Genomic DNA, 13411 nt, shown 5'->3' with positions numbered 1-13411 from the left:
CGACTTGTCGTGATACATCAAGTTTATCCGCAGTCGATGGCAGGTGCGTCGGTGCGTATCGACCTTGTTGTCCTCCGCAGCCATGGGGCCGGGATTCCGCACCGACTTGTTTCCCCCTAAGGTAAGGCTTCGTTCACCCTGTTGCGCGAAGAAGAGGGCGGCCGTTCGCGGGATTCGCGCCGGGCGTGAAGCCCCGGGGACGCGGAACGCCCCCATCCCTTCGGAGACGAGATGCCGGTGCGGCGCGCGAGGTTGGAGAGGCTGGGCTGGGTCCTCGCGCTCCTGGCGGGCTCCGCCGGGGCGGCGCGGGCGCAGAGCCTCGAGGAGGCTTCCGCCGCGGCACTGGAGACGAGCTTCGTGCTGCGGGCCGAGCGCGCGCGCCAGGACGGCGCCGAGGAGCGCCTGCGCGGCGCCATCGACGCGTTCATGCCGACAGTCGCCTTCACGGCCGACCGGCCCCTGCGCAGCCGCATCACCTACGCGCCGGACGCCACCCCTCCGGTGGTCGGGCTCGATGCGACGCCGCGCCGCTCGCCGACGGTGGTGGGGCTCTCGGCGAACCTGCCGCTGTTCGACGGCTTCCGGCGCTGGAACACCTACCAGTCGGCCCGGGTGCTCGCCGAATCGGGCCGGCTCCTCCTGATCGGCCGGCGCCAGCAGGTGCTGCTCGACACCGCGATCGCCTACATCGCGGTCCTGCGCGACACCCGGATCCTCGCGGCGCGCGAGGCGCAAGCCGCGGCGATCCGGCGGATCACCGCCTTCACCGACAAGCAGTTCGAGCTCAACGACGCGACCCGCACCGACGTGGCGCTCGCCCGCTCGCGGGTGCAGGAGGCCGAGGCGCTGCGCGTGCGGGCCCAGGCCGACCTCACGGCGTCGCGCCTCGACTTCACCCGCCTGACCCGGATGCTGCCCGAGCGGATGCTGCCGCCGCGCCTGCCCGACGGGCTGCCGCGCAGCGCCGATGCCTTCGCCGAGATGGTGCGCACGGCCAATCCCGACATCGCGGCGTCCCTGCTCGAGGCGGAGGCGGCCGGCTACCAGGCGAAGGCTGCGGTCGCCGACCTCCTGCCGAAGGTCAACCTGCAATTCTCCAAGATCGCGCAGCTCGGCTACAGCCCGGTCCTCGACCGGATCACCGACACCACGACCCGCGTGGTCGCGAGCGTGCCGATCTACGAGCCCGGCAGCCTGCCGCGGATCGGCGAGGCGTCGGCGCTGGCGCGCCAGCGCGGCTACGAGGCCCAGGACCGGGAGCTCGCGACCCTCACCTCGGCCCGCATCGCCTTCGCGCGGCGCCAGGCCACCGCCGAGCAGTACACGCAACTGGTGGCGCGGATCCGCGAGCTGCGCGAGACGATGCGGGGCTTCGCGATCGAGCGGGCGGCGGGATTCCGCACCGTCCTCGACGAGCTGAACATCCGCGGCGAACTCGCCAATGCCGAGGTGGCGGCCGAGATCGTGCTGAACGAGCGCGACGGGCAGTCGCTGCAACTCGCCGCCGTGGCGGCGCTCCTCGACGCCGCGCCCGGCGGATCGTCGGCCCGGCGCTTCGAGGCGCTCGCGCCCCCGCCGCCGCCGCCCCTGCGCCGTTCCCTCGCGGCGGCCCCGCAAGTGGTCCCGCAAGTGGTCCCGCAAGTGGCCCCGCAAGTGGTCCCGCAAGTGGCGCCGCCCGCCTTGCGCGGCAGCACGGCGCCGGTTCCGAGGCCGTTTCCGGTGCCGGTGCTCCGGGTATCGCGGGCGGAAGCGGAGCCGCAGTGAAGGTACTGGTCTGCTGAAAGGGGTCGGGACGTTCACCGCCCTGCACCCCGCCACCGTCTTTTTCCATCCGCGACCTCAGGATGAGGTCGCCAGGGGAAGAGGAAACAGCTGACAGTCGATCCTTGTTTCGATTGATCGGGTTCAAGATCTCCATCGTTATCCCGGCTTCTCGCCGAGGCTCGCCACAGGATGACGTCGCGCGGCGTCGACGTTCGTGGAGCTCGACTCATTCGCTTCCGTCGCTCGCCGCCCGCAAGACCTCCAGGCCGGCGAGCGCCGCCCCCCCTCACGCCGCCTCCGGCACCGGCGCCCCGGGTTTCTTCGGCGGGCGCGGCTCCTCGGTGAGGCGGCCGTTCTCGATCCGGAACACCCGGTCGACCTGGTCCAGCAGGCGCTCGGAATGGGTGATGAAGATCTTGGCGGCCCGCACGCCCTTCAGGCTCTCGACGAGGGCGACCTCCGTCGCCGGGTCGAGATTCGCCGTCACCTCGTCGAGGAGCATCAGCCGCGGGCGGCGGCAGATGGCGCGGGCAAGCAGCAGGCGCCGGCGCTGGCCGGTCGAGAGCACGCTGCCCTCCTCCGACACGTGGGTGGCGTAGCCCTGCGGCAGCCGCTCGATCTCCTCGCGCAAGGCGACGCGGACCAGGGCCGCCTCCATCTCGGCGTGCGACACGGCCGGATCGAACAGCGACAGGTTGTCGGCGACCGTGCCGGCGAACAGGCCGTCATCCGCGAAGACGACCCCGAGATTGGCCCGGTACTCGCGCTTGCCGAACTGGCTCAGGGGCACGCCGTCGACCGTGACCGAGCCGGCGGCGGGCTCGGTGAGGCTCGCGAGGATCCGCATCAGCGACGACTTGCCCGAGCCCGAGGCGCCGACGATCGCGATCGTCTCGCAGCGGCTGACATCGATGGTGAGCGAGGCGCCGGTCAGGATCGGCTCGTCGCCGCGGCCGAAGCGGATCGTGACGTCCTCGACCTTCACCTCCTTGCGAATCGCCCGGTGGACGCCCGCCTCGTGCAGGCCCTCCTCTGGCGCCTGCCCGATCACGTCGTCGAGGCGGGCGACGTGGACCTTGAGGGCGGCGAGCTGGAGCAGGCTCGAGGTCAGGTGGTTGACCCGCTCGAAGAAGTCGCCGCGCAGCGCGATGAAGGCGTAGAGCGTGCCGATCGTCAGCGTGTTCTTGATGACGCCGGTGATGCCGAGATAGAGCGTCGTCACGGTGCTGAGCGCGATCACGACGTGCATCATGAACTCGGCGTCGAGCCCGGCTTTCTTCGCCCGGAAGTCGAGGTTGGCGAAGCGCGCGAAGCTCTCGAACCAGGTTATGGCGAAGAGTTCGGTGCTGTTATGCGCCTTCAGCGCCCCGATGCGCTGCAACCCGTCGATCAGGCTCGCCTGCTCCTGCGAGCGCGCCTCGAGCGAGCCGGCGGTGGCGCGGTCGAGCGTCGGGAAGGTGACGAAGCGCATCGCCAGCACCGCGGCGAGCGTCGCCAGCGTGATCGAGGCCATGGCGGGCGAGTAGTAGTACATCAGCCCGACGAGCAGGAACGACGTGCCGATATCGGCGAACGACGTGACGAGGCCCCCGACCATGAAGTTGCGGATCGTGTCGATCGACTGGATCCGGGTGACGAAGTCGCCCGGATGGCGCAATTCGAAGTAGCTCAGCGGCAGCCGGAGCGCGTGGCCGACGACGTTGCGGGTGAACTGGAGCTGGAGCAGCGTCGACGCACGCAACGCGATGTAGCCGCGCAGCCACTGCCCGAACGCCTCGAACAGCATCATCAGGACGAGGCCGGCGGCGAGCATCTGCATCAGGTCGAGGTCGACCTGCGGGATCACCACGTCGAGCGCGATCTGGAGCAGCACCGGGGTGGTGAGGCCGAGAAGCGAGATCGCCACCGAGACGAGCGTGATCTGCCAGACCGTTCCGCCGAGGCCCCGGGCCGTGCGCAGGATGTCGAACAGCTTGAGCCGCCCGCCGACCCTGATCGCCTTGAAGTCCATCCGGGGCGCGAATTCGAGCACGATGCCGCCGAACAGCCGCTCCATGTCGGCGCGCTCGTAGATGCGCAGGCCGAATTCCGGATCCTGGACGTGGTAGCGCCCGCGAACAATCTTCTCCAGCACCACGAAGTGGTTGCCGCGCCAGTGCAGGATCGCCGGCAGCGCCACCTGCTCGAGTTCGATCACCCCGTCGAGGGCGTAGCCGCTGGCGTCGAGGCCGAGGCTGTCGGCGAGCGTCACGATGCTCGCGAGGGTCATGCCGTTGCGCGAGAGCGGGAACAGCGCGCGCAGGTAGGCGAGGTCGATGTCGTGGCGGTGGTAGTTCGCCACCATCGCCAGCGCCGCGAGCCCGCACTCGTTGGCCTCGTTCTGCAGGATCGAGCGCACCCGCCGCTTGGGCGCGAGCGCGCGCTTGAGCCAGTCGGTCATCGATTCACCCCCTGCCGCGCATCGCCCGGATCGGATCGAGCATCCAGTCGATCAGACGGCGCCGCTCGACCACGATGTCGGCCGAAAGCGTCGAGCCGATGCGGATCGGCTCGTCGATCCCGTAGGCGCGCATGGTGCGCGATTCGGGCCGCACCTCGACCCGGTAGACGGATTGGCGCGAGGCCGCGGCGGCGGCCTCGCCCCCGCCCTCCTCGGCCGAGGCCAGCATCGGGTTGCGCAAGGGGGTGCCGGAGATCACCGCGATCGCCCCCTTGGCGATGCCGAAGGTCTTGAACGGGAAGGCGTCGTATTTCAGCACCACCTCCTGCCCGACCTTGGCGAGCCCGATGGCGCGGGCCGGCACCTCGAGGACGATCAGGGGATCGGCCCTCGTGTCGCCGAGGATCGCCACGACCTGGTCGGCGGTGACCGAATCGCCGGGCTGGACGTAGAGGCCGGCGACCTGGCCGTCGGTGGGCGCCACCACGTCGATGCGCGACTGGGCGCCGATCGCGGTGATCTGCGCCTCGATGGCGCTCAACTCGTTGCGGGTGGCGGTGAGCTGGGCAGCCTTCTCGGTGTCGCCGGTGCGTTGCGCCCGCAGGCGCTCGGAGGTGCCCTGCTTCAGCTCGGCCCGGCGGGCGCGCAATTCGGCGATCTGGCGGGCATAGTCGAGGGCGGCCCGGCGCTGGCCGTTGAGGCTCTCGCGGGTGGCGTAGCCCTGGCGCAGGTAGGCCTCGACCCGGGCGACCATCTCCTCCTGCTGTCTCAGGCCCTCCTTGAGGGTGCGCTCCTGCTCGTCGAGGGCGCGGACCACCGCGGCGATGTTGCGCTCGGTCTCGTCGCGGTCGCCGCGGGTCGAATCGAGATAGGCGGCGAGGCGCGCCTGCTCGGCATTGAGGCTGGTGCGGCGCTCCTGGAGGCTGCGCAGGGTCGCGCCGACGGTCGAGACGCCCCCCGTCGTCTGCTCGCGCAGCTGCACCTGCATCAGGCGCTGGCCGCGGGCGATCGTGTCGCCCTGCTTGACCGCGATCTCCCGGACGATGCCGGCGGCCTGGGCGTCGAGGCGGGTGAGGCCCGACGCCGCCGAGACGTAGCCGCGCACCGCTTCCGAGCGCGCGAGCCGGCCGAGGAAGAGGCTCCCCACGATGACCACGATGATGGCGCCGAAGAACCACGCCATCCAGACGCTGCCGCGGTCGTGCTGGAGATGAACGGTGCCGCTGATCCGCCGGCGCTGGAAACTGGCCTCCGCGGGGGGAGGCGCCGGGGGTTCGCTCATCGACCGTCCGCTCGCGAGACCTTACGCCGCGAGGCTCTGCGGCGCCTCCCCGCCTGCCGGAGAGTTGGCCTGGACACTGGCAGACGAGGGTAAATAATCGGCGAGCGAGGGCCAGAGATGCCACTGGTCCGGCCTGCCCGCGATCGCCGCCTGGAGGTGCCGGCGCATGATGCCGGCCACCATCGCCCGCTCGTCCGGCGCGCTGCTCCGCACCTCGAAGGGCTGGCTGACACTCACCGTGTCGCCGTGATCGCCCATGGTGGTGGCGAGCGGCACCACGGTCGCGCCGGTGAGCCGGGCCAGGGTGTCGGTGCCGAAGGCGAAGCGGAAGGGCAGCCCGAACATCGGCATCTCGGCCGGGGCGCCGTAGGCGGGCGCGAGGTCGCAGAACACCACGATCACCGCACCCTTCTGGGCGAAGCGCACCGCCGACAGGAAGTCGGCGCGCTCGCCGACGGTGAGGAAGCGCACGTCGGTGCCGATCTCGCGCAGGCGCTCGATCACCGCCGTCTCCATCGCCATGTCGTCGCGCTGGCGCAGCACCAGCATCGGCCGCCCGGGGAAGTAGCGGGTCATCAGGGTGGCGAGGCCGAGCACGTAGGCGCCCATGTGAAGGGGCGCCAGGATCACCGGCCGTCCCCCGGCGGCGACGCGCTCCATGATCTCGGGCGCGGTGACGGTGACGCGCTCCATGTCGCGCAGGATGGCGTCGACCGGGCGCCGGTGGAGCGCGCACCACTCGAGCTCGGTGGCGACGTCGTGGTGGTGGGCCTGCGCCGACAGGCGCAGGGCCTCGCGGCGCGGCAGGCGCAACACGCTCTCGAAGGTGGCGGCGAAGCCCGTGTCCCGACGCCGGCCCCGGAGGCGGGCGGCGAGGCCGCGCCCCGTCAGGATCAGGCGCAGGAGGCGCCGGCGCCAGGAAAGCGGCAGGCCGGCGAGACGGGCATAGGTCCAGGGGATCCGGGGGGGCATCGTCATCAGGCTCTGGTCCTTCTCCGAAGCCCCGCCCCGATCCGCGCCCGGCACCGCGCCGCCGGCCGGGACGGCCGGCGCCGGAGCGGGGGCCCCTCCGGCGATAGGCGAGAGGCGTCAACAAGCGTCTAAGCAGGATCGCGCGATGCGATCCTGCTCAGCGCTTTCAGCACTTCTTCGACTTGGTGTCGCACTTGGTGGGGGCGCAGGGGGCCGGCGGGCAGGCCGGGGCGCAGACGGGCTTGCAGATCAGGGTGCCGCCGGCGACGGTGGCGAGGGCGGCGACATCGAGCTTCTTCATCGGGGTCATCCTCATCTGTGGGACTATTGTCGTGTCCCGTTCGCAGGACTTGAGATGCCAGATGTTTCAGAACGTGTCGATATGCCGGAGTGGGTCCTTAGAGTGTTGTTAACCAAAGCGATTTCGGAAAATGGATCGGTGACAAGGCCTTACGTTGCGACTGCGAAAACTGCGTAGGTAGTTTCGTTGGGGAAGGCCTGTGCACAATCCCCGGTCGGCCGGTCCCGGACCGTCGCGGGACGATGTGAGCGGGAACGCGGGTTTTCGCAGACGTTCGATCTCCGGACGGCCGTCGCGACGAACGGATCCCACTCCTCCCTGGCGATCGCGACGGTCGTTGCTGCCGCACAAGGTCGCCGTGTGGACGCCTTCCAGCACTCCCGGAGGCATCCGAAGATCTCCCCCGCGGCTCGCGGCGCGTTCTCAGGTGGAAGACGTCGCGACCGGCCGGGCAAGAAGCATGAAGTCTTCGGAAGGATCCCGGCGCGTCGTCCGGGCGGCCTCTCACGCGACCAGGCGCGGCGGTCGGGCCCGCTGCAGCATGCCGAACAGGTCGCGCGGATCGTCCGGATCGGCGAGGAGGTCTAGGTTCTCGTAGTACGGGTGCTCGGCGAGGAGATCCCGCACGGTGCGCAGGGCGGAGAAATCCTCGATCGCGAAGCCGACCGAGTCGAACACCGTGACCTGCCGGGCATCCCGGCGCCCGGGCGCCTCGCCGGTCAGGACCCGCCACAGCTCGGTCACCGGATGGTCCGGCGCCAGTTGCTGGATCTCGCCCTCGATCCGGGTCTGCGGCTCGTACTCGACGAAGAGGGCGGCGCGGGCGAGCACCTCTGGCGCCAGCTCGGTCTTGCCCGGGCAGTCGCCCCCGACCGCGTTGACGTGCACCCCCTCCCCGACGAGGTTGCCGCCGAGGATGACGGCGTTGCGCTTGTCCGCCGTCACGGTGGTGACGATGTCGGCGCCGCGTACCGCCTCCTCGGTGCTGGCGCAGACGGTCAGGTCGAAGCCGAGGCCGGCGAGGTTGCGCAGGCACTTTCGCGTCGCCGCCGGGTCGATGTCGTGCAGGCGCAAGGCGTCGATCCCGAGGAGCGCCCGGAAGGCCAGGGCCTGGAACTCGGCCTGGGCGCCGTTGCCGATCAGCGCCATGGTGCGAGAGCCCGGCCGCGCGAGGGATTTCGCGGCGAGCGCCGACGTGGCGGCGGTGCGCAGCGCCGTGAGCAGGGTCATCTCGGTGATCAGGACGGGATAGCCGTTGCCGACATCGGCCAGCACCCCGAAGGCGGTGACGGTCTGGCGCCCGCCGGCCGCGTTCTTCGGGTGGCCGTTGACGTATTTGAAGCCATACGTGTGCCCGTCGCTCGTCGGCATCAGCTCGATGACGCCCTCAGGGCTGTGGGCGGCGATGCGCGGCGTCTTGTGGAAGGCGTCCCACCGCGAAAAGTCCTCCGCGACGGCGCCCGCGAGGCGGACCAGCATCGCCTCGATCCCGACCGCGTGGACGAGGCGCATCATGTTGTCGACGCTGACGAACGGGACGATGTTGAGGGCCGGCATCTAGAAGCTCCGGGTCGGTCGGTCGAGGATGCGGCGGCCGAGCAGGCTGGCGGCGAGGTCGGCCATCAGGAGAGCGGTGCGGCCGCGCTCGTCGAGGAAGGGGTTGAGCTCGACGAGGTCGAGGCTGCGCACCAGCCCGGAATCGTGCAGCAGTTCCATGATCAGGTGGGCCTCCCGGAAGGTCGCCCCGCCCGGCACGGTGGTGCCGACGCCCGGCGCGATGCCGGGATCGAGGAAGTCGACGTCGAGGCTGACGTGGAGCAGGCCCTCGGCCGCCGCGACCTCGCGCAGGAAGTCGCGCAAGGGCGCGACGATGCCGGTCTCGTCGATGTCGCGCATGTCGTGCACCCGCGTGCCGCCGCCGCCGAGCACAGCGCGCTCCGCCGGATCGACGCTGCGCAGGCCGACCATGCAGATCCGCGCCGGATCGAGCGCCGCCTGGAGCGGCGGGAAGTAGCCCTCGAACCCCGGCCGCCCGGTGAGGTAGGCGAGCGGCACCCCGTGCAGGTTGCCGCTCGTCGTCGTGTCGAGGGTGTGGAGGTCGGCATGCGCGTCGAGCCAGAGCAGGAACAGCGGTCGCCCCTCCTCGCGCGCCCGCAAGGCCATGCCCGCCACGGTGCCCGCCGAGAGGCTGTGGTCGCCGCCGAGGAAGATCGGGCGTGCCGCCGCGCTGTACCGGAAGGCGGCCTCGGTGAGCGCCAGCGTCCAGCCCGCGGTCTCGGCGAGGTGGTGGATCGCCCGGTTCGGGTGCGGCGGCGCCGCGAAGGGGACGGGCGCGACGGTGCCGGCATCCGTCACCGCGATCCCGAGGTCGCGGATCGCCTCGCCCAGGCCCGCCGCCCGGTAGGCGCTCGGTCCCATGTCGCAGCCGAGCCGGTTCGTGCCCGACTGCACCGGCGCGCCGACCAGCACGCATGGTTCCGGATTCCTGGCCACCAAGTCTGTCCTGCCCGGCACTCGTCCGCTCCCGCCTGGAACGGCTCGACGCTAGCAACCGGCCGCGTCACTCTGAACACGGTAAGCTGCTCGATTTCTCGGGCGGATCGCGCATCCTGGCAGGGATCATCGCGCAGAGTGGCGGCAAGGAAGGCGGAGGACGAGAGCTGGAGATGGACGCGCTCGATCAGAGCCTCGTCACCCTGCTTCGCCACGATTGCCGGCGCCCGGTCTCGGAACTGGCGGCCCTGCTGAAGGTGTCGCGCGCCACCGTGCGGGCGCGGCTCGACCGGCTGGAGCGCGACGGCGAGATCATCGGCTACACGGTGGTGCTGCGAGCCGACAGCCAGCCGGCGGCGGTGCGGGCGATCACGCTGATCGCCGTGGAAGGGCGCCGGACCGGCGACGTCATCGACGCGCTGAAGGGTTTCGCCGAGATCACCTCGGTCCACACGACGGTCGGCGCCTGGGACATCGTCGTGGAGGTGTCCGCCGGCAGCCTGCCGGAGCTGGACGAACTGCTGCGGCGGGTGCGCCTGGTGCCGGGCGTGACCACCTCCGAGACGCATCTCTTGCTGGCGACGCCGCGCAGTGCGCGGGCGCGGTTGTAGGCAAGTGTCGGAGGTGCGAACGCGGGAAGCCCACGTTCATTCAACTCCGCCCTCCACCTCATCCTGAGGTGCGAACGACGTAAGCCTTGACGGAGGACTCCAGAGGGCGCCGAGACGTCTGGAGCCCTCCGTCGAGGCCGCTCCGCGGCACCTCAGGATGCGGTTGCGGAGGGAAGAGAGGTGAGCGTCAGGCCCGCGGCCTCGCCTCGCTCAGACCGGCCGCTGCAGCTTGCAGGTGTCGATGGCGCCGAGCGCCTTGGCGCGGGCCGAATCGTTGAAGTAGCCGGTGGTGCGGTAGGCCTCGATCTCGGAGGCGTCGAGCGACCGCAGGGTGGCCCGGGCGTAGCAGCCGCAGGGGCGCTCGAGGCTGGTCTCGGCGGTGTTCTGCAGGCGGGCCTGGACGACGGTGCAGGCGCGGCGCACCCGCGCCTCGAGGTCCGACCTGGGCGCGGTGCGCAGCGACGGGTCGGGCTGGTAGGCCTCGAGCTGCGACGAGGACGCGCCGGCGAGGGCCGAGGTGGCGCCGAGCCCGAAGATGCCGGCGCCGAGCGCGAGGAAGCCGGCGGCGAGGAAGGTGCGGAGACGCATGGGAGAAGGAGTCCGTTGGGCTGCTTGTCGTCAAGCTCGACCGTTGGACGCCGAAACTCCCCGCCCGCACAAGGGCGGGCGGGCCACACCGGGAGGGGAAATGCCGCTCCCGCTACTGCGGCAGCGCCGCGACCGGCAAAGGTTCGATCGCCACGTGGTTGTCGTGAAAGGCCGCACCCCCAAACGGGGCCGGCGCGTCGGCCCCGGTGAGGGTGTTGATGCCGCGCCCGTCCGGATAGGCGTCGTTGGGCCAGATCGACTCGGCGATCAGCACGCCGCGGCGCAGGCCCGGGAACAGCGTCGCCCGCAAGGTGACGGCGCCGCGGTCGTTCGTCAGGCGCACCCACGCCCCCTCGCCGATCCCGAGCGGCCCGGCATCCTCCGGGTGGATCATCACCGTCGGGTGGCGCTCCTTGGCGAGCGAGGTCGGGGTCTCGGTGAAGCTCGAATTGAGGAAGTTGCGCGCCGGGCTGGTGGCGAGGCGGAACGGGTACTCCACCGTCGCCGCCATCAGGGGCGCGTCCCAATGGTCGGGAAGCGGCGGCATCGCCGGCCCGCGCGGGCCGTCCTTGGCCACCGGGACGTTCGCCCAGTCGGGCCGGAAGCGGAAGCGCCGGTCGGGATAGGCGAAGCCGTCGAGGAAGTGGGCGCGCTCGTAAGCCGGCTGCACGTCGAGGAAGCCCTCTCCCTCCATCTCCGCCAGGCTGCCCCGGCGCGAGGCCTTGAGCGTCGCGTCGATCAGCTCGCGCGGGCTCATGGCGAAGCCCGGATGCTCGGCGCCGAGGCGTTCGGCGAGGCCCACGACCACCTCGTGGTTCGAGCGGCAGAGGGGGGGCGGCGCGATGCGCTTCAGGCCGAGCTGGATGTGCTGCTGGCCGCCGCCGGTATAGAGGTCGTCGTGCTCCAGGAACATCGTGGCGGGCAGGACGAGATCGGCCATGCGGGCGGTCTCGGTCATGAACTGCTCGTGGACGCAGACGAACAGGTCGTCGCGGGCAAATCCCCGCTTCACCAGTTCCTGCTCGGGGGCGACCGAGACCGGGTTGGTGTTCTGGATCAGCATCGCGGCGACCGGCGGTCCGTGGCGCAGGGCCTCCGCGTCGCCGGTGAGCACCCGGCCGATCTGCGACTGGTCGAGCATGCGGGTCTCAGGGCGGGCCGCGTCGAGCCCCTCGATCAGCCGCTTGTCGAGGCCGAACACGCCGCTGTTCGAGTGGAAGGCGCCGCCGCCGCGATGCTGCCAGGCGCCCGTCACCGCCGGGATGCAGAGCGCCGCGTGCATGTTGGCGGCGCCGTTGCGGCTGCGGGCGAAGCCGTAACCGAGGCGGAAGAACGTGTTCTTGGTGCGTCCGACCAGGTGGGCGAAGCGCTCGATCTCCTCGATCGTGAGGCCCGTGATGGCGGCGGCCCAGGCCGGGTCGCGGGGCGCGAGATGCGCCTCCAGCTCCGCCGGGCAGTCGGTGTAGCGGGCCATGTAGTCGCGGTCGGCCAGGCGATCGCGGAACAGCACGTGCATCACCGCGCAGGCGAGCGCCCCGTCGGTCCCCGGCCGCAGCAGCAGGGCGAGGTCGGCCTGTTTCATCGTCGGATTGTCGTAGATGTCGACGACGACCACTTTGGCGCCTCGGTTCTTGCGGGCGGCCTGGACGTGGGTCATCAGGTTGACCTGGGTGTGCACCGGGTTGGTGCCCCAGATCACCACGCAGTCGCTCTCGGCGATCTCGCGCGGATCGACCCCGGCGAGGCGGCCGGTGCCGGCGATGTAGCCCGACCAGGCGAGCGTGGTGCAGATGGTCGAGTACTGGCCGGAATAGCCCTTGGCGTGGCGCAGGCGGTTGATGCCGTCGCGCATCACCAGCCCCATCGTGCCGGCGTAGTAGTAGGGCCAGACCGCTTCCGGCCCGTGCGCGGCCTCCGCCTCGCGGAACGCCTGCGCCACGCGGTCGAGCGCCTCGTCCCAGCCGATGGCTGCGAATTGCCCGGACCCCTTCGGGCCCGTGCGAATCAGGGGCCGGGTCAGACGGTCGGGATGGTGGATGCGCTCGGCGTAGCGGGCGACCTTGGCGCAGACGACGCCCGCCGTGTAGCTGTGGCGCGGGTTGCCGCGCACCCGGCCGATCGTCGCGCCGTCGATCACCTCGACCTCGAGGGCGCAGACCGACGGGCAGTCGTGCGGGCAGGTGGAGGTCGTCCGCTCGATCCGTGGCTGCGCCGTCACCGCTGGCTCCCCTCGAACAAAAAGGCCCCCGCCTCGCGGCGGGGGCCCTCACCCTATCGGGGTTTCCCGTTCGGGGAAACGCTTCAGCCGACGATGTCCTTGTCGTCGAAGAACTGCTTGATCTCGATGCCGGCGTTCTCGAGGCTGTCGGAGCCGTGGACGGTGTTCTCGCCGACCGACTTCGCGAACTTCTGGCGGATGGTGCCCTCGGCGGCCTGGGCCGGGTTGGTGGCGCCCATCACCTCACGGTACTTGGCGACGGCGTTCTCGCCCTCGAGCACCTGGACCACGACCGGGCCCGAGGTCATGAACTCGACGAGCTCGCCGTAGAACGGGCGCTCGGCGTGGACCTCGTAGAACTTCTTGGCCTGGGCGTCGGACATGCGGATGCGGCGCTGGGCGACGATGCGCAGGCCCGCCTCCTCGATCACGGCGTTGACCGCGCCGGTGAGGTTCCGGGCGGTGGCGTCGGGCTTCAGGATGGAGAAGGTGCGCTCGGTGGCCATGGGACGTCCGTTCGAAGAAAAGCGGTGGCGTGGGCGGTGGGATGCCGCGCGGCACCGGACCCATCGGGATCGAACCTTGCAGGATCAAACCTTGCAGGCTCAAGCCTTGGAGGTCCGGCTCTGGAGCCGGGCGCGAGCGCCCGCGCGCCGGGTCCGTTCGGACGTCCGGCGCCGGGCTTATAGCGGCGGGCCCGGCGCCCCTCAAGCGCGGAAGGGCGCGCGACGGGGATGCCGGT

At 71.0% G+C, this 13411-nt stretch carries 11 protein-coding genes; 2 read left to right on the top strand and 9 right to left on the bottom strand.

All coding sequences use genetic code 11. From position 1 onward, the window contains the following. The first annotated feature begins 231 nt into the window (after positions 1–231). Complete coding sequence (locus DK419_RS24180) at positions 232–1764, top strand: TolC family protein (RefSeq protein ID WP_109961357.1); 1533 nt, start codon at positions 232–234, stop codon at positions 1762–1764. Between the two features lie 286 nt (positions 1765–2050). Here DK419_RS24180 and DK419_RS24175 read toward each other — a convergent pair whose 3' ends face one another. The 6 genes from DK419_RS24175 to rocF form a co-directional block, all read right to left on the bottom strand. Continuing rightward, positions 2051–4204: a peptidase domain-containing ABC transporter gene (locus tag DK419_RS24175; RefSeq protein WP_109961356.1), complete on the bottom strand. Its 2154-nt coding sequence runs from the start codon at positions 4202–4204 to the stop codon at positions 2051–2053. Between the two features lie 4 nt (positions 4205–4208). Beyond that, on the bottom strand, positions 4209–5486 hold the full coding sequence (locus tag DK419_RS24170; protein WP_109961355.1) for an HlyD family secretion protein: 1278 nt from the start codon (positions 5484–5486) through the stop codon (positions 4209–4211). A 21-nt stretch (positions 5487–5507) separates the two neighbouring features. After that, positions 5508–6464: an LpxL/LpxP family acyltransferase gene (locus tag DK419_RS24165; protein ID WP_109961354.1), complete on the bottom strand. Its 957-nt coding sequence runs from the start codon at positions 6462–6464 to the stop codon at positions 5508–5510. A gap of 160 nt (positions 6465–6624) precedes the next feature. Further along, entirely contained in the window at positions 6625–6759 is a 135-nt protein-coding gene (locus tag DK419_RS29870) for a hypothetical protein (RefSeq protein WP_280953912.1), read from the bottom strand. Positions 6760–7263: 504 nt separating this feature from the next. Next, on the bottom strand, positions 7264–8316 hold the full coding sequence (locus DK419_RS24160; RefSeq protein WP_109961353.1) for an ornithine cyclodeaminase: 1053 nt from the start codon (positions 8314–8316) through the stop codon (positions 7264–7266). Further along, positions 8317–9177, bottom strand: a complete 861-nt coding sequence (rocF, locus tag DK419_RS24155) for an arginase (RefSeq protein ID WP_245443058.1) — start codon at positions 9175–9177, stop codon at positions 8317–8319. Positions 9178–9425: 248 nt separating this feature from the next. Between rocF and DK419_RS24150 the strand changes: the two genes are divergently transcribed. After that, a complete protein-coding gene (locus tag DK419_RS24150) occupies positions 9426–9863 on the top strand; it encodes an Lrp/AsnC family transcriptional regulator (RefSeq protein WP_109961351.1) in 438 nt (145 codons plus the stop codon). A gap of 210 nt (positions 9864–10073) precedes the next feature. On the opposite strand, the gene DK419_RS24145 is transcribed toward DK419_RS24150, so the two are convergent. From DK419_RS24145 to ndk, 3 genes are all read right to left on the bottom strand, one after another. Then, positions 10074–10451 carry a hypothetical protein gene (locus tag DK419_RS24145; RefSeq protein WP_109961350.1) on the bottom strand — a complete coding sequence of 126 codons (378 nt, stop codon included), beginning with the start codon at positions 10449–10451 and terminating at the stop codon, positions 10074–10076. 112 nt (positions 10452–10563) lie between these two features. Then, the gene (locus tag DK419_RS24140; RefSeq protein WP_109961349.1) at positions 10564–12669 is read right to left on the bottom strand and encodes a molybdopterin-containing oxidoreductase family protein; all 2106 of its coding nucleotides are present in this window, start codon (positions 12667–12669) and stop codon (positions 10564–10566) included. A gap of 83 nt (positions 12670–12752) precedes the next feature. After that, positions 12753–13175, bottom strand: a complete 423-nt coding sequence (gene ndk, locus DK419_RS24135) for a nucleoside-diphosphate kinase (RefSeq protein WP_048429253.1) — start codon at positions 13173–13175, stop codon at positions 12753–12755. Positions 13176–13411: the final 236 nt, after the last annotated feature.

The sequence above is a fragment of the Methylobacterium terrae genome (assembly GCF_003173755.1).
GTDB classification, from domain to species: domain Bacteria; phylum Pseudomonadota; class Alphaproteobacteria; order Rhizobiales; family Beijerinckiaceae; genus Methylobacterium; species Methylobacterium terrae.
The sequence above is the reverse complement of the archived record's forward strand: the minus strand, read 5'-3'. Positions and strand labels throughout refer to the sequence as shown.